This is a genomic window from Nocardia sp. NPDC003345, assembly GCF_053589395.1.
Window position 1 is genome coordinate 1 of record NZ_JBSFRU010000057.1, and the last position, 23,912, is coordinate 23,912.

Sequence of the window (23,912 nt, forward strand, 5' to 3'; positions counted from 1 at the left end):
CACGGGGGTATGAAGAACCGAAACCAAATTAAATATTTGGCACTGACATTCATCAACACACTATTGAGTTCTCAAAGAACACACGCACATGCTTCAGCGTCTGGGTTGAACCAGGGCTTCAGTAAGGCAGGTTTTCTAGCTTAACCGGCCAGTGGCTCAGAGTCAAACTCCGCATCTTCGGCCGGTCCGCCAGGCGCTCATCGTACAACCTCGTTGTCCCTGGTCCCTCCGGCTCGGCGTTTCCGCCTCGCTCCGGGCCCCTGGTCGGTGTCCGTGTCGCTCTGACCTGGATTAAGTTACGCGGCGGAGAACGCTACGTCAAATCGCCACTTTCGCACCGCATCTGCGCAGCTCAGAGGCTTGCGGGAGGGCGATCCAGCGGGCCGGGCCGCGAAAATGTGACCCAGCCCACCAAGATCAATTCCCGGAACCCCTGCGCACACCCGCGAAATTCCGCTTCCCGCGGCGCAATACGAGCCACCGTCCATGCAGGTAGTCGCTGGTTTCCGGGGTCCATTCCAGGTCTTTGACGCGCTCGTTGTTCACCGACGCGCCGCCTTCGTTCACCGCCCGGCGGGCCGCACCCCGGCTCTCGCACAACCCGGAGGCGACCAGGAGGTCGACGATGGTGTCCTGGCCCGCAACGACTTCCGCGACATCACCCTCGCCGGCGGCCTCCCGCAGTGCCGCCGCCAGCGTCGGCTCGTCCAGTTCACGCAGCTCCGCCCGGCCGAACAGCGCCTGACTCGCCAGCTGCACGGCGTGGGTGTCCTGTTCGCCGTGCACCAGGGTGGTCATCTCGGCGGCGAGACGGCGCTGCGCCTCGCGGGCATGCGGGCGTTCGGCGGTCGCTGCCTCGAGTTCGGCCAGTTCGTCCCGCTCGAGGAAGGTGAACCAGCGCAGGTAACGCACCACATCGGCATCCGCGGTGTTCACGAAGTACTGGTACCAGGCATACGGGCTGGTGAGCTCCGGATCGAGCCACAGGCTGCCACCGCCGGTGGATTTGCCGAACTTCTTACCGTCGGCCGAGGTCACCAGCGGGACGGTCAGCGCGTGTACGGCCGCACCGTCGACCCGGCGGTTGAGCTCCACCCCGGCGATGATGTTGCCCCACTGATCGGAGCCGCCGACCTGCAATACGCAGTCGTGGGCGCGGCGCAACTGCAGGTAGTCGTTGGCCTGCAGCAGCATGTAGCTGAACTCGGTGTAGGAAATGCCCTCACCTTCCAGCCGGCGCTTGACGGTGTCACGGGCCAGCATGACGTTCACCGAGAAGTGCTTGCCGAGATCGCGCAGGAAATCGACCGCGCTCAGGGACGCGGTCCAGTCCATGTTGTTCACGATGAGGGCGCCGGTCGGCGAATCGTCGAGGTCGACGAACCGCTCGAGCTGGGACCGGATGCGGTCCGCCCATTGCGCGACGGTATCGGCGGAGTTCATCGTGCGCTCGCCGACCTCGCGCGGATCCCCGATCAGCCCGGTGGCGCCGCCGGCCAGCACGATGGGCCGGTGCCCGGCCCGCTGGAAGCGTTTCAGCGCCAGCAGCGGCACCAGATGTCCGGCGTGCAGGCTGGCGGCGGTGGGATCGAAGCCCGCATAGAGATTGCGCGGGCCCGCGGCCAGCACCTCCCGGAGCGCGTCGAGGTCGGTGGACTGCGCGATCAGACCGCGCCAGGTCAGTTCGTCGATGATGTCGCTGCTCACGGGTTCATCTTCGCGCACCGCCACCCGGGCGAACTGCCCGCCCGGTGGCCTACGCGGGTTTCCGCATTCGCGGGGCGCGCGGACTGCGCCGATAGGCGGAGACGGCGCGGGAATCCCGGAGCCACACTCGCCAAGGCCGGTCCGCCTCGGTACTCACGCCCACCCTCGGTCCCATCGCGATCAGGTCCGGATCGACCGGCGGGCCGAGCTCGAGGCGGATCGCCGATTCGGGGTCGAAGAGGTCGGTGCCGTAGTCGGCGAGCCCGATTCCGAGCGCACTACCCAGGTTGCCCGGCCCGCGGGCCAGGTCGTGGACCCCGCGGGCGGCGGTACGGCGGGCGCGGGCGATGTCGTGACCGGCGATGATCTCCGCCGAACGGAGCAGCACACCGCTGGCGACGCCGTCCGGGCCGCTGATGACGTTCGCGCAGGTGTGCATGCCATAGCTGAGATAGCAGTACAGATGCCCCGGCGGACCGAACATCGCCGCATTGCGCGGGGTGCGGCCACGGCCGGAATGGGCGGCGGGATCGTGCCACGGGCCCGCCGGATCACCGCCGTAGGCCTCGACCTCCACCAGCCGCGCGCCCACCGGGCCCGACCAGAGCGTGGCACCCAGGAGACGGCGGGCGGCCGTCGGTGGATCGACGGCCAGCTCTTCTGCACTCATCCGGTGGATTGTCGCAGCCCATCCGCCTCCCATTCGACCGGGTCGCAGCTCGAGGGAGGTACCGGTCGGCTTTTTCGTCATGGGGGTTGCGCCGGGAGCTCGACGGGCGAAGAATTCATCAGAGGATGAATTCAACACGCGATGAATCGAGGCGGGCCATGTCCGATACCGGGGCGGAGGTCGCGGTGGATGTCCGGGATCTCACCGTGCGACGCGGCAAACGCGAAGTGCTGCACAATATTTCGCTGTCGATTCCGAGGGGTTCGATCACCGGCCTGCTCGGGCCCTCCGGATGCGGCAAGACCACGCTGATGCGCAGTATCGTCGGCACCCAGATCGTGGCCGGGGGCGAGATCACCGCCCTGGGCCTGCCCGCCGGCAGCGCCGGGCTGCGGCGCCGGATCGGGTATGTCACCCAGGCGCCGAGCATCTACGCCGATATCTCCGTCCGGGAGAACGTGGCCTATTTCGCGGCGCTCTACGGCGCCGAGCGGGAATCGGTCGATACCGCGCTCGCGGCCGTCGGGCTGCTCGATCACGGCGGTCAGCGCGGAGACGAGCTCTCCGGCGGCCAGCGGACGCGGGCGTCACTGGCCTGCGCGCTGGTGGCCGCGCCGGATCTGCTGGTGCTCGACGAACCCACCGTGGGGCTGGACCCGGTCCTGCGGGTGGATCTGTGGAAACAGTTCCACGAACTGGCCGCCGCCGGGACCGCACTGCTGGTCTCCAGCCATGTGATGGACGAGGCCGAACACTGCGACCGGCTGCTACTGATGCGCGACGGCCACCTGCTCGCGCAGCTCGCTCCCGCCGAACTCCGCGAACGTACCGGCGAGCAGAACCTGGAACAGGCCTTCCTCGCCCTCATCACGACGGGAGCACCGGCATGAGTGACCAGCGCACCACCGCGGCCCCGGGACATCCAGGACCTGCCGCGCGGACACCGGCACCGGCGACCGGGCCCCGGCCGCTGCGGGCCTACGCGGCGACCACCGGCCGTATCCTGCGGCAGCTCCGCAACGACCGCCGGACCGTGGCCATGATCCTGGTGGTACCGGCACTGCTGATGACCCTGCTCTATTTCATCTACCAGAACACCCCCGTCGGGCCGGGGCAGACGCTGAGCCTGTTCGACCGCGTCGGGATCAGCATGCTGGGCATCCTGCCCTTCATCGTCATGTTCCTGATCACCGCGATAGCCATGCAGCGCGAACGCACCTCGGGCACGCTGGAACGCCTGCTCACCACCCCGTTGAGCAAACTCGACCTGCTGGCCGGCTACGGGACCGCGTTCTCGATCGCGGCCGCGGCGCAGGCCGCGGTGGCCTGCCTGGTGGCATTCGGCCTGCTCGACCTCACTGCCGCCGGTAACCCGGCGTGGGTGGTCCTGATCGCGATGGTGGATGCGGTGCTGGGGGTGGCGCTGGGACTGCTGTGCAGCGCCTTCGCGCGGACCGAGTTCCAGGCGGTGCAGTTCATGCCGGTGGTCGCGGCTCCGCAGATCTTTCTGTGCGGCCTGCTCGTCCCGCGCGAACAGCTGCCGGATTGGCTGCGCGTCATCAGTGATCTGCTGCCGCTGAGTTATGCGGTGGACGCGCTACAGGAAGTGTCGGTCCACGCCGAACCGGGTGCCGCCATGTGGTGGGACCTGGCGGTCGTCGCGGCCTTCGCGGCGGTGGCGCTGGCGCTGGGCGCGGCCACGCTACGGCGCCGGACCGCATGAGCGGGACCGCGGCCACGAACCCACCGGCGGGCCGGTCCGGCCGCCGGGCGGGGCGGCCGGACACCCGGGAAGCGATCCTGGCCGCGGCGCGGGACCGGTTCGCGCGCAACGGATTCGACAAGACATCGATCCGCGCGGTGGCCGCGGAGGCCGGGGTCGATCCCGCGCTCGTGCACCACTACTTCGGGACCAAACAGGGCCTGTTCGGAGCCGTGGTGGAACTTCCGGTAGATCCGGAGGTGGTGCTGCGGCAGTTCGACGCCGCGCCGATGGACCGTCTGGGAGAAACCATCGTGCGCGCCGTCGTCGGATTGTGGGACTCGCCGGCGGGCGCCGGCGCGGTGGCGCTCGTGCGCACCATGATCGCGGGCGGCGATGCCTCCCTGACCAGGGATTTCCTACTATCGGTGATCCTGGAGCGGGTACGCGGGCGGATCGCCACCGAGGCCGACGACGGACGCGTCCGGGTGGGTCTGGTGGCATCGCAGATCACCGGGCTGGTGCTCACCCGCAAGATCCTGCACCTCGGCGCGATGGCGGACTTGCCGCTGGACGATCTGGTCACCGCGGTGGGCCCCACGGTCCAGCGCTACCTCACCGGCGACGTCGGTCTCCGGTCGCGACCGCAGACCTGACCGGGCTCATTCGCCGTACTGGCCCGCGAAATCCTGGTGCTCGGCCTCGTCGACGCCGCGTGCCTCGTCGGCCAGCAGCACCGGGATACCGCCGTCGATCGGGTAGGCCAGTCGCAGGCGCGGGTTGTACAGGACATCCGCGCCGTCGGCCGTACGCACCAGATGCAGGGCGCCCTTGTCCTGCGGGCAGGCCAGCAGAGCGAGCAGGGTGGGATCCAGGATGGTTTCCTCCGACATGGGGATCAACCTACCGGGCGGCGGAACGAGATGAACCGGTGGCCGAAGTAGGTGCCCACGGCCACCGCGCCCATCACGGCGACGGCCGCGGGCGTCCGGGGGAAGCCCAGCACCGATACGGCGAGTTCGAGCAGTAACGCGTTGGCGAGCAGCCCCCCGCAGTTCACCGCGGCGAACCCTAGGAAATCGCGTGCCACCCGCCCGCGCACCCGGAACACCAGCCGGCGGTGCAGGACGAACGCGATACCGATGCCGGTCGTATACGCGGCCACCACCCCGGCCGACGGCGGCACCGAAGGGCCGAGGATCTGGAGCCAGGCAACCGTGAGGCCGATACCCATCACGGTATTCACCGCGCCGACCACGGCGAACGCGAGCTCCTGCCTTCGCAGCAGCCGCAGCAGCGGCCCGGGACGGGCCCGGCCGCAGGTATCGCGGTCGACCGGGGGTGTGGTCTCCGCCCCGGCGCCACCACCGGGGCGCGATGCGACGGTCGCCGAAGCCGGCCGGCTCTCCGGCGCGCCGGGCGGGGCGGGGTCGTTCGTCATGACCGGACGGCCAGCAGGCCGGGTCGCGCGGGCCCGGGTGCGGGGGTGGGCAACTCGGGCGGGGCGTTGCGACGGCGACGGGTCGTGTGGACGGAGTACGCCTGCAGGACGAGCAGTCCGAGCACGCCCGCGGCCGCGGCCGCGGCGCCGATCTTCCAGCCCGGCGGCCGCCAGGTGAGTTCGAGTTCACCGTCGCGGGTGCCCGGCGGGATATCGACCGCGACGAAACTGTCCGCCACCACATCGATGGGAAGCGGCCGGCCGTCGAGATGGGCGCGGTAGCCGGGCCAGCCCAGCCGGGCGAAGACCAGGCGGCCGCCGGTGGGCGCGTGAACCCGGACGCGGCTGGTGGTGGCGGACTCCGCGGTGGCGCCCACCTCGACGCCTGCGCTGTGGGACACCCGGCCGGTCCGCCCGGATACCGGCCCGGATTCGCGTTCCAGCACGGCGATGTAGTGCTCGTGACCCGGAAGGTCGACCCATTTCCAGCCGCTGGGCGCGGGCCGGTTCCGCGCGTCCGGATACAGGGCTCGCTGCAGTACGACGCGGTCGATCAGCATCAGATCCACCGGCGGCAGGCCGGTTTCCGGTTCGGGGGCGAAGGCGCGCCGGTAGGCGTCCGGGCAGACGCTGCTGTCCCAGCGCATACACAGCAGATGCCCGAAGTGGTAGTGCCCGTTGGGGGTGTAGCCGCCGACGTAGTCGAGTTCCAGGTTCTTGGCGTAGTTGCCGAAGGCCAGCGAGCCGTAGGCGCCGGCGAGAGTTCGGTCTCCGGCCGGGATCAGCGCCCGGTCGCCCAATTGCAGTGTGGTGCCGGTGAAATCGGGGAACGCGGCCTTCATCTCGGACCCTTTCGCGGGCAGTTCCCAGCTCATCGGTGTCGGCTGGGCCGCGAGTACCTGGACGTAGGCGATCGGTGCCACCGCGGCCAGCGCGAGCAGGGCGGCCGCCGCCGGACCCCGGCGCCGGGCCAGTACGACCACGGCCATGCCGAGCCCACAAACCGCGACCGCCGCGGCCAGATGTGCCGCGGCCCGCTCCGGAGCCGCACCCAGCGATCGCAACAGCAGCAGGACCACCAGTGCGCCCGCGGCGAGCCCGCGGCGGCGCAGGCCCGCCACCGTCCCGCACCGGCCGAGCAAAACGCACACCAGAACGAGCAGCGCCAGCGCCAGCATCGGCAGCACCCGCGCCGGCCAGCGCAGCGGGCCCATGGTTCCGGGCCCCGCGGTCCACAGCAGCATCAGCACCGCGAACAGCGCCGGGCCCGTCAGTTCACGTGCGGTATCGCGCGCCCGCCGCCAGTCCACGAACGCCAGGGCCGGTACCAGGAACCAGGCGATATAGACCATCGGCAAGGGCTGGACATAGCCCCACCACGAGGTGAAGGCGGGCAGTGTGCTGGGCAGGCTCGCGTTCAGCGATTCCGACCACGGCACGGTGAGGAACTGGTCGTTGTGGATCTCCGAAGCACCACGCCAGGTGACATCGGCGGTCAGCAGGCTCGGCAGATACGTGGCCAGTCCGGCCAGGCCCGCGCAGACCGATACCAGGGCCAGCCGGAGCACCGGCCCCAGGTCGCGGCGATAGACATACTCGCCCACCAGGACACACCCGATCAGGACGGCGGCCTCGACCGCCGGAAACACGTACTGCACCGAGATCGTGAAGTACAGGAAGACGAACACCGGGACCGGACCGCCCCGGCCGCGTGCGTAGCGCACTCCGCAGGCCCACGCGTGCACCAGCCAGGCCGTCCCGGTGAACGCGGTCATCCAGCTCGCGGCATCGAAGAACAGCAGGAACCCGCTGCAGGGCAGGGCGACTCCCGCCACGGCGGACCAGGCCGGGCGCCCACCGTACTCCAGGCAGACCCGGTAGACCCCCAGCCCGAGAATCACCCCGAATACCAGCTTCACCAGGGTCGCGTACAGGGCCAGATCATCGACGGTGACCGCCAGCAGGTCGATGAGCAGTTGCGGCGGATTGAGCAGTCCCGCTTCCTCGATCGCGTAGTTCCCCGCGAGCCAGTGCTCGGGCACCAGCACCGGGAACTTCCCCTCCCACAGCGAATGGCCCGTCATCACCCACAGCGGCGCGTACTGGGCCTCGGTGTCGTCGGTGTAGAAGTGCCGGGGGTTCGCCAGGAGCACAGCCGAATACGCGGCGATCACCCCGGCCGCGCACACCAGAGCCCACCGGAGCACTTCCCGCCGACCACCCGTTCGACCTTCCGCCACGGGTCCCAGACCCTACCGCCCCGGCCCGTCGCCGCGGCCGGAACGACGCGCATCCGAATCCGGCGGCGACACACCGTGTGCACCTGCTAGAGTTCGCATTTCTCGGGCTCACCAGCGTCATCGAGACCCGGCAACGCGTTATCCTCCGTCGAAAGTCGATCTCGCCAATGCCGTTTTCGCCCAGCTCCGCATCCGCACCGGCCTCCCGGCCCGGCCGCGCCGATCCCGGCGCCCCGCTGTCGTCCTACCCGCGGTCCGCCGATTCGGGCGCGGCCGGGTATTCCGATTCGCCCGAAGTATGCCGGGTTTCGGTGGTGGTACCGGTGTATCGCGGCGAGCAGACCATCGCCGGGCTGGTCCGCGAACTCGACCGGTTCGCCACCCCCACCACCACGGCCGGAGGCCTGCGTTTCCGGATCGACGACATCGTGCTGGTCCACGACCACGGGCCCGACCGCTCGGATCTGGTCCTGCGGCACCTGGGTTCCGAATACCCGCAGGTGCGGGTCATCTGGTTGAGCCGCAACTACGGTCAGGACGCGGCCACCATCGCGGGGCTGGCGGCGGCCCGCGGCCGCTGGGTGGTGACCATGGACGAGGACGGACAGCACGATCCGGCCCATATCGCCGATTTCCTCGATACGGCCCATCGGGAGCGCGCCGATCTGGTGTATTCCCGGCCCACCAACACCCGGCCGCACGGACCGCTGCGCAACCTCACGTCCCGGGGCGCGAAACTGGTGCTGGCGACGCTGTTCGCCTTCCCGGCCTCCACCCGGTTCGAGAGTTTCCGGCTCATCCGCGGTGATATCGGCCGCCGGCTCGCCGAGGTAGCGGCCAACGGCGCCTATCTCGACGTCGCGCTGACCTGGGTGGTCGGCCGCACCGCCACCGCACCGGTCCGGTTGCGCAGCGAGGGCCGCGCCGAATCCGGCTACAACTACCGGCGGCTGTTCTCGCTGTTCTGGAAAATGGTGCTGTGCTCGGGAACCCGGGGGTTGCGGGTGGTGAGCCTGCTCGGGCTGACCCTGGCGCTGACCGGAGCGGTACTGGCGGCGGTGATCATCCACGCGGCGCTGACCGGCGACGACAACCCCGAAGGCTGGGCGTCGATCATCGTGGTCCTGCTGTTGTGTTCGGGCGCGCTGTTGTTCTCGCTGGGCCTGATCGCCGAATACCTCGGCGTGGTATTGCACATCCTGGTCGGCAAACCGCTGTACCTGACCGTCGATTCACCCACGCCCCGGCCGCCGGGCGAGCCGGCGCCGCGTTGTGCCCGGCCGCGCGCCGAGGTCGCGGCACGGTGAGCGGCCGGATCATCTTCAGCCGGCCCTACCGCTCCGCGGCCGAACTGGCGAATGTCTCGGCCGTACTGCATTCCGACCATTGCCACGGCGACGGCCCGTTCACCGCCGCCGCCACCGCGAAACTCGCCGCCATCACCGGCGCGCCGCACGTACTGCTGACCACCTCGTGCACGCATGCGCTGGAACTGGCCGCGCTGCTGCTGGAACTGGGACCCGGCGACGAGGTGATCGTGCCGAGTTTCGCCTTCACCTCGGCTGCCACCGCCTTCGCGGTGCACGGCGCCACCTGCGTTTTCGTCGATATCGACACCGATACCGGCAATATCGACCCCGGGGCGGCCGCCGCGGCGATCACCGATCACACCAAGGCGATCGTGGTGATGCACTACGGCGGAGTGGCCGCGGATATGGCGGCACTGCAGGACCTGGCGCACGGCCACGGCCTCGCGCTCATCGAGGACAACGCCCACGGACTGGGCGGCACCTGGCGGGGCCGGGCACTCGGCACGCTGGGCACCCTCGGGACCCAGAGCTTCCACGACACCAAGAACGTGCACTGCGGTGAGGGCGGCGCGCTGCTGCTATCCGATGACATCCTGATGGGGCGTGCCGAGGTCATCCGGGAGAAGGGCACCGACCGCGCGCGTTTCCTGCGCGGGCAGGTCGACAAGTATTCCTGGCAGGATATCGGCTCCAGCTATCTGCCCAGTGAGCTGAACGCGGCGGTGCTGGACGCGCAACTGGCCGAATTCCACGCCATCCAGCGGGCCCGGCACCGGGTGTGGCACACCTACGCGGCGGGGCTCGCCGCGTGGGCGGCGGGTCAGGGCGTGGCACCGATGACCGTGCCGCCGGACCGGCGGCATACCGCGCACCTGTTCTACCTGCGGATGCCCAGCGAGGAGGCCCGCGACGGGCTCATCCGGCATCTGGCCGGCCGCGATATCGTGGCGCCGTTCCACTATGTGCCACTGGATTCCAGCGCGGCCGGGCTCAAGTACGGCCGCACCCCGGTGCCCTGCACCCGCAGCGCCCGTTTCGCCGCGACGATCGTGCGACTTCCGCTGTGGCCCATGCTCACCGGCGATCAGCTCGACCGGGTCCTCGAGGCGGTCACCGCGTACCGGTGCCCGTAGCGGCGGATCAGGTGAGCAGCCCCAGCGGGCCCAGATCGGTGAGTACCTCGTAGCTCTCCGATTCCGGCTCGTAGCACCAGGTGCCGGGACCGGGCCGCGGTCCGCCTGCCCGCTGGACCGCCTGCGCCGACGGCCGGAACGAGGGACTACGCGGAATATCGTCGACCACGTACACCACATCCGGACGCTGGTCGGGCGCCAGGGAACGCAGGGCCTCGGTGAGATCCTGGGCCTCGAGCCGGAATCCGGGCCGTACACTGACCGCCGCGACGGCCAGGGTCCGGTCCCGGGTGGCCAGCGGATAGGCCACTTCCATATCCACCGCGGCGATATCGTTGAGTACATCCACGATCGGCTGGGTGAATACCGGGCCGCGACGGGTCCGGATCACCGTATCGATCCGGTCCACCAGCCAGTAATCGCCCTCGGTGTCCCGGCGGAACAGGTTCTCGGTGGGCAGCCAGGAATCCTCGGCCTCGAACACCCCGCGCAACCCGCCTCGGGACAGATCGCCGGTGGATCCGGTGGAACCGATCAGCAGGCCGACCTCGTTATCGGCACAACGCCGGGCGAACCCGTTGTCGTCCATCACGATCTGCCCGGTGACCGAATCGAACGCCACCAGTTCCACCCGGGCGGTACCCGGCACCGGACGGCCCTTGCAGCCGAATTTCACCCCGGGCACATTCGCCAGCACCACATCGCCCTCGATGGATGCGTAGAACTCGAGCACCCGGGCCGGCGGGAACTGTTCCAGGGTGCGCCGCCACAGTCCGGCCGGCATCCCGGAACCGATGAACAACCGCACCGGATGCGGATGTCCCTGCGGGAAGACCTCGGCGTCGAGAATATCGCGCAGCATCGTCCAGGTGTAGGTGACGACGGTGACCCCGTAGCGGTGCACCTCCTCGGCGAACCGCGCCGGGTCCAGCGACCGGGCCAGTGCGATCCGGCTGCCCCCGGCGATCGCCCCGCCCAGGCTCACCAGCAGCCCCGACGAATGGTGCAGCGGCGCCAGGCAGTACACCGTGTCCTTGTGATCCAGATCTGCGGCCGAGGCGGTGCCGAACGCCGACAGCGCCCAGCGGTGGTTGGTGATGTATTTGATATCGAGGCGATCACCGACGCCCGACACCAGGATGAACGCGAGTTCCCGCGCCCGCCCCGGATTCGGCCGGTACCAGCCCGGTAACCGCACCTGGTCCGGATCCACCTGCTCCAGGTCGACCAGATCGGTCCCCGCGGGCACGGCCAGACCGCGCGAATCGCCGCCGCCGAGAACCAGTACCCGGGCCCCGGTCGCCACCGCATGGCGGACGTTCTCCGGGTCGGAAACCAGGATCGTCGTCCCGGTCCGCTCCAGCGCCGAGTTCAGTTCGCTCTCCGGGGCGAGCAGCACCGGAACCGCCCCGATCCGCGACAGCGCCACCAGGGTCGCCAGCGCACTGGGCCGCGTCTCCATCACGACACCGACCCGGGTCGCCGGGCGGATACCGACCGAGATCAGTCCCCGTACGACATTCTCGATCCGGGCGTCCACCGCCGCGTTGGTGTGCACCCTGTCGTCGAAGAGGAAGCATTCCCCTTTCGGTGCGCGTCGCGCCTGTTCGGCCAGGAGCCGGCCGATCGAGATCCGCGTATCGGACTGGATCATGCCGAGGCGGGTCAGCCGGGGCAGGGTGCGCGCCGCGCCCTCGACCACCCCCACCGAACCCCGCACGGTATTGGCGGCCAGGTGCTCGAAGGTCCGGCTGATCTCCGCACCCGCCTCGGCCAGGGCGGCGGCCGTGTGCACGGCCCGGATCAGCGCCGAACGGGGGAGGTCGGTCGGGACATGATCGTGCATGGGGAGGATCTCGTCGGGCAGGGCATTGCCGCCGTCCACCCAGCCCACCCATTCGCGTACCTGCGGCCAAGTGGACCTGGTCGCCACCGAACCCGCGACCAGTCCGAAATGACCTGATACCACGGTGGATTCGTAGACCTCGGCCCGCGGCGCGGCCCGCACGATTCCGCGCACCGCGGCCGGCTGGCCGATCTCGTCGACCTCCCCGACGAACGCGAGGATCGGGCATTTCAGATCCGCCAGCGAGATCGGCTGGTCCCGGATGACGAATCCACCGAGCATCATCCGGTTGTGCACGACGAACTGTTTGAGCAGATCGGCGGCCGCCGGACCGGCATATCCGATCCAGCCCTCGTTGGTGAGGAAGCGGCGCTGCCGCTCCTTCGGCAGCAAGGCTTCCCGGTCGTGTAGCTGCCGCAGGAAATCGATGCGGGCCTTTGCGGTTTTCACCGGGTCCAGCAACTGGAACCCGATCCGGACCATCCGGTCGGTGATGGGGAGGCGGGGTACCACATGATCGGCGGCGAAATCCACCAGATCGCTCACCGCCGCGTGCGGCAGGCCCAGCGGCATCCCGGCGACGATATCCACCGGGCTGCCGAAGGTGACGATACTGGCGATACCTTTACCGGCGCGGTACGCGGCGGCCTGATAGGCGAACATCCCGCCCTGGGAGTACCCCATCAGGTGCACGCTGCGGCCGGTGGCCGCGCAGACGCTGTCGATGGCACTGTTCACCGCCAGCACATGATCGGCGAGGTCACGTTTCCAGCCGCCCTCCTCCGAGGACGGCGATCCGAAATCGACAACCCAGCAGTCGATACCGCCGCGGTGCAGGATTCCCACCGCGCCGTCGTCGCCGTTGACATCCCAGATGTCCGCGTTGACCATGAGCGGCGGTACGAACAGGGCCACCGGGCCGCCCGCGGACTCGCCCGGGAAGTAGCGCCGGAGCCGGTACATGGGGCGTCGTTCGACGACCTCGTACGGCGAGGAATCGGTATCGCGTCCGAGCCCGCCGAAACGGATCACCTCGAGACCGTTGTGCGCCGTGGCCATCACCCGCTGCGCCGATCCCACCAAACCTCGCACACTCAACTTCACGTTCCGCTCCCAGCCCTACACGTGGCGTGGCACACCTCACACAAGAGGTACGCACAAGCCTGCCATAACCCACACCGGCCCCGAGGGTCCGTTGTGACATCTACATCATGTACCCGTCACCGGCGCGGAACCTCGCGACGCACGCCGATAGGGTGAGGATCGTGACCGACGCGACCCCTGCCCCGACCCCCGCGCGCCCGTCGCCGGCCACCGATCGGGAATCGCTACTCGTCGAACTCGTCGACGCGGCCGGTAGGACGATCGGGTCGAGCCCGGTCGCACGGGCCCATCGCGCCCCGGGTCTCCCGCACCGGGCCTTCTCGGTTCTGATCTTCGACTCCGCCGGGCGGACGCTGCTACAGCAGCGCGCGGCCGGTAAGACCCGCTTCCCCGCCCGCTGGTCCAACACCTGCTGCGGCCACCCGGCCCCGGGCGTACCGGTCGGCGAGGCGGCCGGTATCCGGCTGGCCGAGGAGATGGGGCTGCGGGTACCGCTGACCGAGGTCGGTGTCTACCGCTATCGCGCCGAGGATCCACGCACGGGTTACGTGGAACACGAGTGGGACCACGTCCTGGTCGGGCGGCTCGATCACGCCGATCCGGTACCCGACCCGGCCGAGGTCGCGGCCTATCGCTGGGTGGACCCGCCGGCGCTGCGGGCCGAACTGCGGGCCCGGCCCGACGAGTTCAGTCCCTGGTTCCCGGGCGTGCTCGAGGTGGTGGGCGAATACCGCCCGCCCGCCGATTGACGATCCGCCTCGCGCGGTCCATCGCCGTCCTTGCTTTCCTGGGCGATTCACGGCCATGTGGCCTTCCCGGCGCGCCTTATAGTTGAATGCGCATATCCGCGTAAGCACATCTCGAGAGCCAACAGCCGACCAGCCTCCGGCCGGAAACGTGCCGCCGGAACCGTGTCCGCGGCAGACCGCACCGTATCGGCGCGGCCTCCCGCCGGGGCGATCAGCCCAGCCAGCCGCGGATCTCCTCGGCCGCCTGCCGGACCTCGGCCACTTGCTCCCGCACCCGCTCCCCCGCGGTCCCCCCGCGGGCATCGCGTGAGGCCACCGAGCCGCCGACCGTCAGCACCTCCCGCACCTCGGGCGTGAGCGCCGGGTCGATGGCGGCGAACTCCGCATCGGTCAGCTCGTCCAGCCCCACGCCCCGGGCCTCCGCGGTCCGGACACAGGCGCCGGCCGCCTCGTGCGCCACGCGGAACGGCACACCGTGGCGCACCATCCATTCGGCGATATCGGTGGCCAGCGTGAATCCGGCGGGCGCCAGTTCGGCCATCCGGCCGGTGTGGAAGGTCAGGGTCGACACCAGCCCGGCGATGGCGGGCAACAGCAGCTCCAGCTGCGCCACCGAATCGAACAGCGGCTCCTTGTCCTCCTGGAGATCGCGGTTGTAGGCCAGCGGCTGCGCCTTGAGGGTGGCGAGCAGGCCGGTGAGATTACCGATCAGCCGCCCCGCCTTGCCGCGGGTGAGTTCGGAGACGTCCGGGTTCTTCTTCTGCGGCATGATCGACGAACCGGTGGACCAGGCGTCGGCCAGGGTGATGTAGCCGAACTCGGCGGTGCTCCAGATGATGATCTCCTCGGCCATCCGGCTGAGGTCCACCCCGATCATCGCCAGTACGAAGGCCGCCTCGGCCGCGAAATCCCGCGACGAGGTGGCGTCGATGGAATTGGCGGCGGCCGCCGTGAAATCCAGTTCCGCCGCGATGGCCTCCGGATCCAGGCCGAGCGAGGACCCCGCGAGCGCACCGGAACCGTACGGGGATACCGCGGCCCGCCGGTCGAAATCCCGCAGCCGGTCGATATCCCGCAGCAGCGGGTGGGCGTGGGCCAGCAGATGGTGTGCCAGCAGTACCGGCTGCGCGGCCTGCAGATGCGTTTTACCGGGCATCACCGCGTCCGGATGCGCGGCCGATTGATCCACCAGCGCGTCCACCACGGTGACGAGGCCGGCCGCGATCCGCCGGACCGCATCGCGCAGCCACATCCGGAACAGGGTCGCGACCTGGTCGTTGCGCGAACGCCCGGCCCGCAACCGGCCGCCGAGCTCGGCGCCGACGCGTTCGATCAGCCCGCGCTCCAGAGCGCCGTGCACGTCCTCGTCGGATTCGGCGGGCGTGAAGGCCCCCGATCCGACATCGGCGGCGAGCGCGTCCAGACCGGTCAGCATGCCCGACAGATCGCTTTCCGAGAGCAACCCCGCCTTGTTCAGGACCCGGGCATGCGCCTTGGACGCGCGGATATCGTAGGGCGCGAGCACCCAGTCGAACTGGGTCGATTTACTGAGCGCCGCCATCGCCTCGGCGGGACCCGAGGCGAACCGGCCGCCCCACAACGCGCCTTCGTTGGTGCCCACTACCTCTCCCACGTGTCGGTGTGCGGTACGGATCGCCGTCCGCACGGTATGGACCCGGGCCGGTATCGGGCCGGCCCGGGTGGCGGTCAACTCGTCGTGACTACTTCTGGTTCAGATCGCGTTTGGCGGCGACCTTCGAGGACAGGCCGTGGATCTGCACGAAGCCCTTGGCCAGCGACTGGTCGAAGGTATCGCCCTCGTCGTAGGTCGCCAGGTTGAAGTCGTAGAGCGACTGTTCGCTGCGCCGGCCGTTGACCACGACATTGCCGGCGTGCAGCACCATCCGGATATCGCCGGAGACATGCTGCTGGGTTTCGGCGACGAACGCGTCCAGGGCCCGCTTGAGCGGCGAGAACCAGAGGCCGTCGTAGGCCAGCTCGCCCCAGCGCTGCTCGACCTGCCGCTTGTACCGGCCGAGTTCACGTTCCAGGGTGACGCTCTCGAGCGCGCGGTGCGCGGTGATCAGCGCGATGGCGCCCGGCGCCTCGTAGATCTCGCGGCTCTTGATGCCGACCAGCCGGTCCTCGACCATATCGAGCCGGCCGACGCCCTGGCGGCCCGCGCGGGTGTTCAGTTCGGTGATCGCCTCCAGGACGCTGACCTGGCGGCCGTCGATCGCGACGGGCACACCCTTGTCGAAGGTGACGATCAGTTCGTCGGGCGCCTCGAAGTTGACGGTCGGATCGGTGGTGTAGTCGTAGACGTCCTTGGTGGGCGCGTTCCACAGATCCTCGAGGAAACCGGTTTCGACGGCACGGCCCCAGACGTTCTGGTCGATGGAGAACGGCGACTTCTTGGTGACGTTGATCGGGAGTTTGTTCTCCTCGGCGAAGGCGATGGCCTTCTCCCGGGTCCAGGCGTAGTCGCGGACCGGGGCGATCACGTTCAGGTCGGGGGCCAGCGCGCCGATGCCGACCTCGAACCGGACCTGATCGTTGCCCTTACCGGTGCAGCCGTGCGCGACGGTGGACGCGCCGTGGAACTTCGCGGCCTCCACCAGGTGTTTGACGATCAGCGGCCGGCTGATCGCCGAGACCAGCGGATATTCGGCCTGGTAGAGGGCATTGGCCTGAATGGTGGGCAGGCAGTATTCGTCGGCGAACTCGTCGCGGGCGTCGACCACGACCGCCTCCACCGCGCCGCAGTCGAGGGCGCGCTGACGCACCACGTTCATATCCTCGCCGCCCTGCCCCAGGTCGATGGCCACGGCCACGACCTCGGCGCCGGTCTCCTTGCCGATCCAGCTGATGGCCACGGAGGTGTCCAGCCCACCGGAGTAGGCGAGTACGACGCGATCGGACATGTTCTGGTGCTCCTCGGATTACGTGTCGTGAGTCCGCTGATGGTCGCGGGACTACTGCTGTTCGTCTGTCTGCCGCGTTCGCGGACCCGCGCTCGGCGGCCGGGTTCGGCGGTGGTCTCCAGCAGTATGCTGGCCCGTTGCCGGTTCGGCTTGCGCCGCCGCTGCAAATGATTATGCACGATGATGCAATCTCATTCATAACCGGGGTGTTCGGGCGCCATCACCTGCGCGAACGATAGTCGGCCCGGCGGTTCGAGTGAAGGATCAACCGTTGGCGACCGGCTCCGATTATGAGACGCTGGTCACACCACTCGCGCTCGTGAATCGGAGAGGAGTGAGACAGTGCAGACCTTGCAGCAATGGGCGATGGACAACTACGACACCATCGGCGTGATCGTCGTAACCCTGGGAAACGCCGCTCTGACCGTCGGAACCCTCGGCCTGGACCTCATGACACCGCTCCTGCAGGAACTGGTGAACAACCACTGATCGCCGCCGTAATCGGGCAAGATCACCGCCGCCCTGGGTAATTCGGCGCCCAGGTTTCCTACTACAGTTGCGCGGGTGCGACTTGTGGGATCTCCCGAACCCGCCGAGGGCCACGACGGTACGACCGCCGACGCCGGCCCCGCAGCAGATCACCGGCATGGTGTGGACCGGCACGACCGGTCCGGTGCGCGGTGACCGCGCGCCTGTCCCGGCGAGCCTTCGTCCGGGCATCCGGCGCCGGACTCGTCGCGGCGTTGGTGGCGCCACCGCTACTCGGCCGCGCGACTCCCCCGCCCCTGCCCGATCCCGCGCGGATCACCGCCACCGACCCGGCGCTGCTGACGGCGCTCGAGGCGGTAGCGCTCCTCCAGGCCCGGCGTCTGCACCCGCGGGAACTCCTCGACGCCTGCCTGCGTCGCAGTGCGGCCTTCGACGGGCCGATCAACGCCTGGGTGCGGACCTATCCCGATGTTGCCGGTGAGCAGGCCGAGCAGGCGGGACAGCGGCTGGCCGCCGGTGACGCACCACTGCTGTGCGGGTTGCCCTTCGCGCTGAAGGATATGTTCGCGGTCGCGGGGCTACCGCTCACGGCCTCGAGCCGGGTCCTGGCCGGAAATATCGCCGCCGGCGACGCGACCGCCTATCGACGGCTGCGGGATCAGGGCATGGTCCTGCTGGGCCATGCGCATACCGACGAGTTCGCGCTCGGCATGACCTGTCCACAGGTCGGCAATCCGTGGGATGCCTCGGCGGTCATCGGCGGCTCCTCCGGCGGCAGCGCCGCGGTCGTGGCCGCCGGCTTCGGCCCGATCGCCCTGGGCACCGATACCGGAGGCTCGATCCGGGTGCCGGCCGCGCGCGCCGGGGTCAGCGCGATCAAACCGACCTTCGGTCAGGTCAGCAATTTCGGGGTGATACCGGCGACCGCGTCCCGCGATCATGTCGGCGCCATGGGCCGCAGCCTCGCCGACGCCGCGCTGGTCATGTCCGCGCTCAGCGGTCACGATCCGCACGATCCGTCGACCGCCACGGCGGTCGCGGTCCCATCGTCCGGTTATCCGACAGCCGCCTCCGGAGACCGGAAACCACTCGCGGGGAAACGTTTCGGCGTGGATCGGCCCACGGCGAACGGGCTGCCGGGCGCCCTGGGCGCACTGATGTCGCAGTTCCTCGGGGTCATCACCGGGCTGGGCGGGCAACTGGTCGATATCGCCCTGCCGCCGGTACCGAGTTCACCATTGGGCGACGGCCTGGAAGCGGGCCTCTACCACCGGCAGTGGTCCGACCGGCTCGGTCTGTACCGGCCGGAGTCGGCGGCGGCGCTCGCGCCGGCGCTGGCCAGCCTGGCCGCGCCCATCCAGGAATACTTCGCGTTCGAGCAGCAGCGGCTCCGGTATCAACACGACTACAACCGCCTGCTGGCCGATCACGCACTCGATGTGATCGTGGCGCCCACGGTCACCACCGATCGCCGCGGACGCGACGAGGTCGTCCAGAATCTCACGGAACCCCCGCTTCCGGTGACCTGGGCGAACTATGCCGGCGCTCCGGCCCTCTCGCTGCCCGCCGGCCTGTCCGGCGCCACCGGGATGCCCTTCGGTGTCCAGCTCGGCGGCCGGATCTGGGGTGACGCGGAACTCATCGCGGTGGGTCTGGAGATCCAGGCCGCCGAACCGGCCTGGCTGGCGACGCCCGAGCTGCCCCCCGGCCCCCGGGAGCTGCCGCATACCGCCCGATCGGCGCCCGGGCCGGGCCCCGATCCGACGAACACCATCGTCGGACGGCCGCCGGCGCAGTTCGTTCCCACCGCCGCGACCGGCTGACCGGACCCGAAAGCCCGCCGCGAGCCGGTTCCGTGCCGTGCCCGGCCGCGCGGTTTCAGGCGAGCTGCTCGATTTTCGCCGCGACCTCGGCGCCGGTGAGCGGTTCGCGCGCGATCACCGCGATGGTGTCGTCGCCCGCGATGGTGCCGACGATATAGGGCAGCGCGGCGCGGTCCAGGGCGCTGGCCAGGAAATGCGCGGCGCCGGGCGGAGTGCGCAGCACCGCGATATTGCCGCTGGAATCGGTGGAGACCAGCAGATCGCCGAGGAGTTTCGCCAGCCGCCCGGTACCGCCGGTGACCCCGCGGACGGGGCTGCCGTCCTCGGGGACGATATAGACACCCGCGCCGCCGTCGGCCGCGCGCAGTTTGACCGCGCCCAGCTCGTCCAGATCACGCGACAGGGTCGCCTGAGTGGTCTCGATACCCTCGGCGGCGAGTAGGCCGGCCAGTTCGGTCTGGCTGCGGACCGGATGGGCGGCCAGCAGTGCGATGATCCGGGACTGACGTCCGGCCCGGGTGGCCGCGGTGACCGGGCCGGTGGCATGGATACGAGCCTCACTCATCGCCGGTGCGCGCCCTTACGGTCCAGCAACCACACCAGCAGCGCCTTCTGCGCGTGCAACCGGTTCTCCGCCTCGTCCCACACCAGGCTGCGCGGCCCGTCGATCACCTCGTCGGTGATCTCCTCGCCGCGATGGGCGGGCAGACAGTGCAGCACCACCGCGTCGGCGGCCGCGCGGGCCAGCAGGGCGGCGTTCACCTGATAGGGCCGGAAGGGGGCGACCCGGTCCAGGCCGTCGCCCTCCTGGCCCATCGAGGTCCAGGTGTCGGTGACCAGGACGTCGGCGTCGGCTGCCGCGGCGCCCGGATCCTCGGTGACGGTGACGGTACCGCCGGTTTCGGCGGCGCGCGCCCGCGCGGCCACGACGACCTCCGGTGCGGGCAGGAAACCGGCCGGGGCGGCGATCCGCACATGCAGTCCGGCCGTGACCCCGCCGAGCAGCAGCGAGTGCGCCATATTGTTGGCGCCGTCACCGAAGTAGGCCAGCCGCAGCCCTTTCAGCCCGCCCTTGTGCTCGGTGATGGTGAGCAGATCCGCCAGTACCTGGCAGGGATGGAACTCGTCGGACAACGCGTTGACCACCGGTATCGAGGCGCCCGCGGCCATCTCCTCGAGCCGCTGCTGGCCGAAGGTGCGCCAGACGACGGCGTCGACGTAGCGGGAGAGCACCCGGCCGGTATCGGCGAGGGTTTCGTCGCGGCCCAGCTGGGTGGTCTGCCCGTCCACCACCACCGCGTGCCCGCCGAGCTGGGCGATACCCAGTTCGAAGGAGAATCGGGTGCGGGTGGAGTTCTTGTCGAAGATCACGCCCACCCCGCGCGGCCCCTCGAGCGGGCGGCGCGAGAACGGATTCTTCTTGAGTTCGGCGGCCAACGCCAGCACTTCGGCCTGTTCGGCCGGGCTGAGATCGTCGTCGCGCAGGAAATGCCGGACAGCGGTGTCCGGCCGGATCGAGGTGGTCATCCCCGGGTTCCTTTCGTTTCGGCCAGGACATCGTCGAGGATCACCGGAAGATCCAGCACCAGATTGTCGGCCTGGGTCTCGGTGAGAATCAGCGGCGGCGCCAGCCGGATCACATCCGGTTTGGCGGGATTCACCAGATACCCGGCGGCCCGCGCCCGGGCCTCGACGCGCGGCGCCACCGGATGCGTGAGTTCGATACCGATCAGCAGACCGGCTCCCCGCACCTCCGAGATCAGTGGATGTTCGAGCACCGCGATCCCGTCGCTCAGACGCTTGCCCACCTGTTCGACGTGTTCGAGCAGGCCCTCCTCCTCGATGGTGCGCAGCACCGCCAGCGCGGCGGCCGCGCAGACCGGGTTACCGCCGAAGGTGGTGCCGTGCAGACCCGGGGTGAACAGTTCGGCCGCGTGCCCGGTGGCCAGCACGGCACCGATCGGGAGTCCGGCGCCCAGCCCCTTGGCCAGGGTCATGACATCGGGAGTGATACCGAAGGACTGGTGGCCGAACATCTTCCCGGTCCGGCCGATACCGGTCTGCACCTCGTCCAGGATCAGCAGCGCGCCGTGGCGGGCGGTGATCTCGCGGGCGCGGACCAGATAGTCCATCGGCGGGACCACCACGCCGCTTTCGCCCAGCATCGGCTCCAGGAAGACCGCGGCGGTATCGGAGTCGACCGCCTTTTCCAGAATCCGGGCGTCACCGTAGGGGATGTGCACCACCCCCGGCGGCATGGGTTCGAACGGGGCCCGCTTGGACGGCTGGCCGGTGAGCGCGAGCGCACCCATGGTGCGGCCGTGGAAGGCCTCGTCGCAGGCGATGATCTTGCGGCGGCCGGTCAGCCGCGCCAATTTGAACGCGGCCTCGTTGGCCTCGGTGCCGGAGTTGCAGAAGAACGCGCGGCCCTCGCCGTCGCCGAAATGCGCGAGCAGCCGTTCGGCGAGCTCGATGACCGGCTCGCTGCCGTACAGGTTCGATACGTGCCCGAGAGTCCCGAGCTGGTCCATCACCGCGCCCAGGATCGCCTGGTGCGCGTGCCCCAGGCTGTTGACGGCGATACCGCCCACGAAATCGACATAGCGGTTGCCGTCCGCGTCGTAGACCACCGCGCCGGTACCCCGGGTCAGCATCACCTCCGGAGTGGCGTAGTTGCGCATCATCACGTCCGACCACCGTTGCCGCAGTTCCGCAGTGTTCATGCTCTGCCTCCGTCTTTCTCGTCCGCCGGCGGTGTGACCATCGTCCCGATGCCCTCCCCGGTGAAAAGTTCCAGCAATACCGAATGCGGCACCCGGCCGTCGATGACATGCGCACCCGGGACCCCGCCCCGGACGGCGCGCAGACATGCCTCCATTTTGGGCACCATGCCCGCGTCCAGCGACGGCAGCAGCTCGGCCAGCGCGTCGGTATCGATCACGCTGGTCAGCGACGACCGGTCCGGCCAGTTCGTGTAGAGCCCCTCGACATCGGTGAGCACCACCAGCTTCTCCGCACCGATCCCCTCCGCCAGCGCGGCGGCGGCGGTATCGGCGTTGATGTTGTGCACCACACCGTCGGCGTCCGGGGCGATGGTCGACACCACCGGGATCCGGCCGGCGCGAATGAGATCCAGTACCGAATCCGGATGCACATCGGTGACATCGCCGACCAGGCCGATATCGGTGGCCGCGCCGTCGACGACGACGGTGCGGCGGGTCGCGGTGAACAGGCGGGCGTCCTCGCCGGAGATCCCGACCGCGTACGGCCCGTGCGCGTTGATCAACCCGACCAGTTCCCGGCCGACCTGCCCGAACAGCACCATCCGCACCACATCCATCACCTCGGGTGTGGTGACCCGGAAGCCCCCGCGGAACTCACCGGTCAGCCCGAGGCGGTTCAGCATGGCGGAGATCTGCGGCCCGCCGCCGTGCACCACCACCGGATGCACACCGACAGTCCGCAGGAAGGCCATATCGGCGGCGAAGGCCCGCTTGAGGCCGTCGTCGATCATGGCGTTACCGCCGTACTTGACGACCACCACCTTGTCCCGGAACTTCTGCAGCCACGGCAGCGCACCGGCGAGGATATGGGCCTTGTCCAGCGCGGACAGTTCGTGGATCGCCTCGGTCATGAGCTGTAGGCCGAGTTCTCTTCGACGTAGCCGTACGACAGATCGGTGGTGCGCACGGTGGCGGTACCGTCGCCGAGCCGCAGATCCACCACCACCGCGATATCGGCCCCGCTCAGATCCACCTCGCGCGCGCCCGGGGCACCCATCCCGTCGATACAGACCGGCGAGCCGTTGAACGATACCGAGATCAGGTCCGGGTCGAGATCGATGGGAGCGGTGCCGACCGCCGCCAGCACCCGGCCCCAGTTCGGGTCGGAACCGAACATGGCGGTTTTGACGAGACTGTCGCGCGCGATGACACGGGCCGCGACCAGGGCGTCGTCCTCGCTGCGGGCGCCTCGAACGGTCACCAGGACCCGCTTGGTGACACCTTCGGCGTCCGCCATCAACTGCCCGGCCAGATCGTCACAGACCGCCAGGACCGCGGCGTCGAGTTCGTCCTGGGTGGGCGCGACCTCGCTGGCGCCGTTGGCCAGTAGCAGGACGGTGTCGTTGGTGGACATGGAACCGTCCACGTCGAGCCGGTCGAAGGTCAGCCGGGTGGCCTTGCGCAGCGCACTGTCGAGCTGGTCGGCGGTCGCTACCGCGTCGGTGGTGAGCACCACCAGCATGGTGGCCAGCGACGGTGCCAGCATGCCCGCGCCCTTGGCCATACCGCCGACGTTCCACTTCCCGCCGTGATGCAGGGAGGCCTCTTTCGGCACGGTATCGGTGGTCATGATGGCGTGCGCGGCATCGCTGCCCCCCGACATCCCGCCGCCCATCTCGCGCACGATCTCGGTGACACCGGGCAGCAGTTTGTCCATCGGCAAGCGGTCGCCGATCAGGCCGGTGGAGCAGATCGCGACCTCTCCGGCGCCGGTCTCGGTACCCCAGTTGCTCAGGGCGGTCGCCAGTTCCTCCGCGGTGCGGTGGGTGTCCTGGAAGCCCAGCGGCCCGGTGCAGGCGTTGGCACCACCGGAGTTGAGCAGCACCGCGCGCAGCCGTCCGGATTTCAGGACCTGCTGCGACCACAGCACCGGCGCGGCCTTGACCTTGTTACTCGTGAAGACTCCGGTCGCGGCGTACTCGGGGCCTTCGTTGAACACCAGCGCCAGATCGGGTCTACCGCCGGCCTTGATCCCCGCGGCGATACCCGCC

At 69.5% G+C, this 23,912-nt stretch carries 22 protein-coding genes; 9 read left to right on the forward strand and 13 right to left on the reverse strand.

What is annotated here, in order from left to right; translation table 11 throughout:
- Positions 1 to 417: 417 nt before the first annotated feature.
- Both tyrS and ACWDU1_RS09645 read right to left on the reverse strand, forming a co-directional pair.
- Positions 418 to 1,707, reverse strand: a complete 1,290-nt coding sequence (gene tyrS / locus ACWDU1_RS09640) for a tyrosine--tRNA ligase (RefSeq protein ID WP_449997150.1) — start codon at positions 1,705 to 1,707, stop codon at positions 418 to 420.
- Between the two features lie 49 nt (positions 1,708 to 1,756).
- Positions 1,757 to 2,377: a DNA-3-methyladenine glycosylase gene (locus tag ACWDU1_RS09645; RefSeq protein ID WP_449997152.1), complete on the reverse strand. Its 621-nt coding sequence runs from the start codon at positions 2,375 to 2,377 to the stop codon at positions 1,757 to 1,759.
- Positions 2,378 to 2,535: 158 nt separating this feature from the next.
- Between ACWDU1_RS09645 and ACWDU1_RS09650 the strand changes: the two genes are divergently transcribed.
- The 3 genes from ACWDU1_RS09650 to ACWDU1_RS09660 are packed head-to-tail and all read left to right on the forward strand — an operon-like array spanning position 2,536 to position 4,735.
- Positions 2,536 to 3,267 (forward strand): ABC transporter ATP-binding protein, encoded by a 732-nt coding sequence (locus tag ACWDU1_RS09650; protein WP_449997154.1) that lies wholly within the window; start codon positions 2,536 to 2,538, stop codon positions 3,265 to 3,267.
- Complete coding sequence (locus ACWDU1_RS09655; protein WP_449997156.1) at positions 3,264 to 4,100, forward strand: ABC transporter permease; 837 nt, start codon at positions 3,264 to 3,266, stop codon at positions 4,098 to 4,100. Before ACWDU1_RS09650 ends, ACWDU1_RS09655 begins: the two co-directional genes overlap by 4 nt.
- A complete protein-coding gene (locus ACWDU1_RS09660) occupies positions 4,097 to 4,735 on the forward strand; it encodes a TetR/AcrR family transcriptional regulator (protein ID WP_449997158.1) in 639 nt (212 codons plus the stop codon). Before ACWDU1_RS09655 ends, ACWDU1_RS09660 begins: the two co-directional genes overlap by 4 nt.
- Positions 4,736 to 4,741: 6 nt before the next feature.
- Here ACWDU1_RS09660 and ACWDU1_RS09665 read toward each other — a convergent pair whose 3' ends face one another.
- From ACWDU1_RS09665 to ACWDU1_RS09675, 3 genes are read right to left on the reverse strand one after another with little or no spacing between them, the layout of a single operon-like run.
- On the reverse strand, positions 4,742 to 4,972 hold the full coding sequence (locus ACWDU1_RS09665) for a Trm112 family protein (protein ID WP_449997160.1): 231 nt from the start codon (positions 4,970 to 4,972) through the stop codon (positions 4,742 to 4,744).
- A gap of 5 nt (positions 4,973 to 4,977) precedes the next feature.
- Positions 4,978 to 5,520 (reverse strand): GtrA family protein, encoded by a 543-nt coding sequence (locus tag ACWDU1_RS09670; protein ID WP_449997162.1) that lies wholly within the window; start codon positions 5,518 to 5,520, stop codon positions 4,978 to 4,980.
- Complete coding sequence (locus ACWDU1_RS09675; RefSeq protein WP_449997164.1) at positions 5,517 to 7,727, reverse strand: hypothetical protein; 2,211 nt, start codon at positions 7,725 to 7,727, stop codon at positions 5,517 to 5,519. Before ACWDU1_RS09675 ends, ACWDU1_RS09670 begins: the two co-directional genes overlap by 4 nt.
- A 200-nt stretch (positions 7,728 to 7,927) precedes the next feature.
- On the opposite strand from ACWDU1_RS09675, the gene ACWDU1_RS09680 reads away from it, so the two are divergent.
- Positions 7,928 to 9,067: a glycosyltransferase gene (locus ACWDU1_RS09680; protein WP_449997166.1), complete on the forward strand. Its 1,140-nt coding sequence runs from the start codon at positions 7,928 to 7,930 to the stop codon at positions 9,065 to 9,067.
- On the forward strand, positions 9,064 to 10,203 hold the full coding sequence (gene rffA / locus ACWDU1_RS09685; protein ID WP_449997168.1) for a dTDP-4-amino-4,6-dideoxygalactose transaminase: 1,140 nt from the start codon (positions 9,064 to 9,066) through the stop codon (positions 10,201 to 10,203). The genes ACWDU1_RS09680 and rffA overlap by 4 nt, the downstream gene beginning before the upstream one ends.
- 7 nt (positions 10,204 to 10,210) lie before the next feature.
- Here the strand turns inward: rffA and ACWDU1_RS09690 are convergent, their stop codons facing one another.
- On the reverse strand, positions 10,211 to 13,153 hold the full coding sequence (locus ACWDU1_RS09690; RefSeq protein WP_449997170.1) for an AMP-binding protein: 2,943 nt from the start codon (positions 13,151 to 13,153) through the stop codon (positions 10,211 to 10,213).
- A 161-nt stretch (positions 13,154 to 13,314) separates the two neighbouring features.
- Between ACWDU1_RS09690 and idi the strand changes: the two genes are divergently transcribed.
- Positions 13,315 to 13,902 (forward strand): isopentenyl-diphosphate Delta-isomerase, encoded by a 588-nt coding sequence (gene idi, locus ACWDU1_RS09695; RefSeq protein ID WP_449997172.1) that lies wholly within the window; start codon positions 13,315 to 13,317, stop codon positions 13,900 to 13,902.
- A gap of 211 nt (positions 13,903 to 14,113) precedes the next feature.
- Here idi and argH read toward each other — a convergent pair whose 3' ends face one another.
- Both argH and ACWDU1_RS09705 read right to left on the reverse strand, forming a co-directional pair.
- The gene (argH, locus tag ACWDU1_RS09700) at positions 14,114 to 15,523 is read right to left on the reverse strand and encodes an argininosuccinate lyase (RefSeq protein WP_449997174.1); all 1,410 of its coding nucleotides are present in this window, start codon (positions 15,521 to 15,523) and stop codon (positions 14,114 to 14,116) included.
- 100 nt (positions 15,524 to 15,623) lie between these two features.
- Positions 15,624 to 16,826 carry an argininosuccinate synthase gene (locus ACWDU1_RS09705; protein WP_449997176.1) on the reverse strand — a complete coding sequence of 401 codons (1,203 nt, stop codon included), beginning with the start codon at positions 16,824 to 16,826 and terminating at the stop codon, positions 15,624 to 15,626.
- A gap of 27 nt (positions 16,827 to 16,853) precedes the next feature.
- Between ACWDU1_RS09705 and ACWDU1_RS09710 the strand changes: the two genes are divergently transcribed.
- The 3 genes from ACWDU1_RS09710 (at position 16,854) to ACWDU1_RS09720 (ending at position 19,138) form a co-directional block, all read left to right on the forward strand.
- Complete coding sequence (locus tag ACWDU1_RS09710; RefSeq protein ID WP_449997178.1) at positions 16,854 to 16,997, forward strand: hypothetical protein; 144 nt, start codon at positions 16,854 to 16,856, stop codon at positions 16,995 to 16,997.
- A gap of 171 nt (positions 16,998 to 17,168) precedes the next feature.
- The gene (locus tag ACWDU1_RS09715) at positions 17,169 to 17,315 is read left to right on the forward strand and encodes a hypothetical protein (protein WP_449997180.1); all 147 of its coding nucleotides are present in this window, start codon (positions 17,169 to 17,171) and stop codon (positions 17,313 to 17,315) included.
- A 191-nt stretch (positions 17,316 to 17,506) separates the two neighbouring features.
- Positions 17,507 to 19,138, forward strand: a complete 1,632-nt coding sequence (locus ACWDU1_RS09720; protein WP_449997182.1) for an amidase — start codon at positions 17,507 to 17,509, stop codon at positions 19,136 to 19,138.
- Positions 19,139 to 19,193: 55 nt separating this feature from the next.
- Here ACWDU1_RS09720 and ACWDU1_RS09725 read toward each other — a convergent pair whose 3' ends face one another.
- From ACWDU1_RS09725 to argJ, 5 genes are all read right to left on the reverse strand, one after another.
- Positions 19,194 to 19,703, reverse strand: a complete 510-nt coding sequence (locus tag ACWDU1_RS09725) for an arginine repressor (RefSeq protein WP_449997184.1) — start codon at positions 19,701 to 19,703, stop codon at positions 19,194 to 19,196.
- Complete coding sequence (gene argF / locus ACWDU1_RS09730; protein ID WP_449997186.1) at positions 19,700 to 20,665, reverse strand: ornithine carbamoyltransferase; 966 nt, start codon at positions 20,663 to 20,665, stop codon at positions 19,700 to 19,702. Before argF ends, ACWDU1_RS09725 begins: the two co-directional genes overlap by 4 nt.
- Positions 20,662 to 21,861: an acetylornithine transaminase gene (locus ACWDU1_RS09735; RefSeq protein ID WP_449997188.1), complete on the reverse strand. Its 1,200-nt coding sequence runs from the start codon at positions 21,859 to 21,861 to the stop codon at positions 20,662 to 20,664. Before ACWDU1_RS09735 ends, argF begins: the two co-directional genes overlap by 4 nt.
- Entirely contained in the window at positions 21,858 to 22,772 is a 915-nt protein-coding gene (gene argB / locus ACWDU1_RS09740; RefSeq protein WP_449997190.1) for an acetylglutamate kinase, read from the reverse strand. The genes ACWDU1_RS09735 and argB overlap by 4 nt, the downstream gene beginning before the upstream one ends.
- The coding region (gene argJ / locus ACWDU1_RS09745; protein ID WP_449997192.1) for a bifunctional glutamate N-acetyltransferase/amino-acid acetyltransferase ArgJ at positions 22,769 to 23,912 on the reverse strand (1,144 nt) is incomplete at its 5' end. The genes argB and argJ, both read right to left, overlap by 4 nt.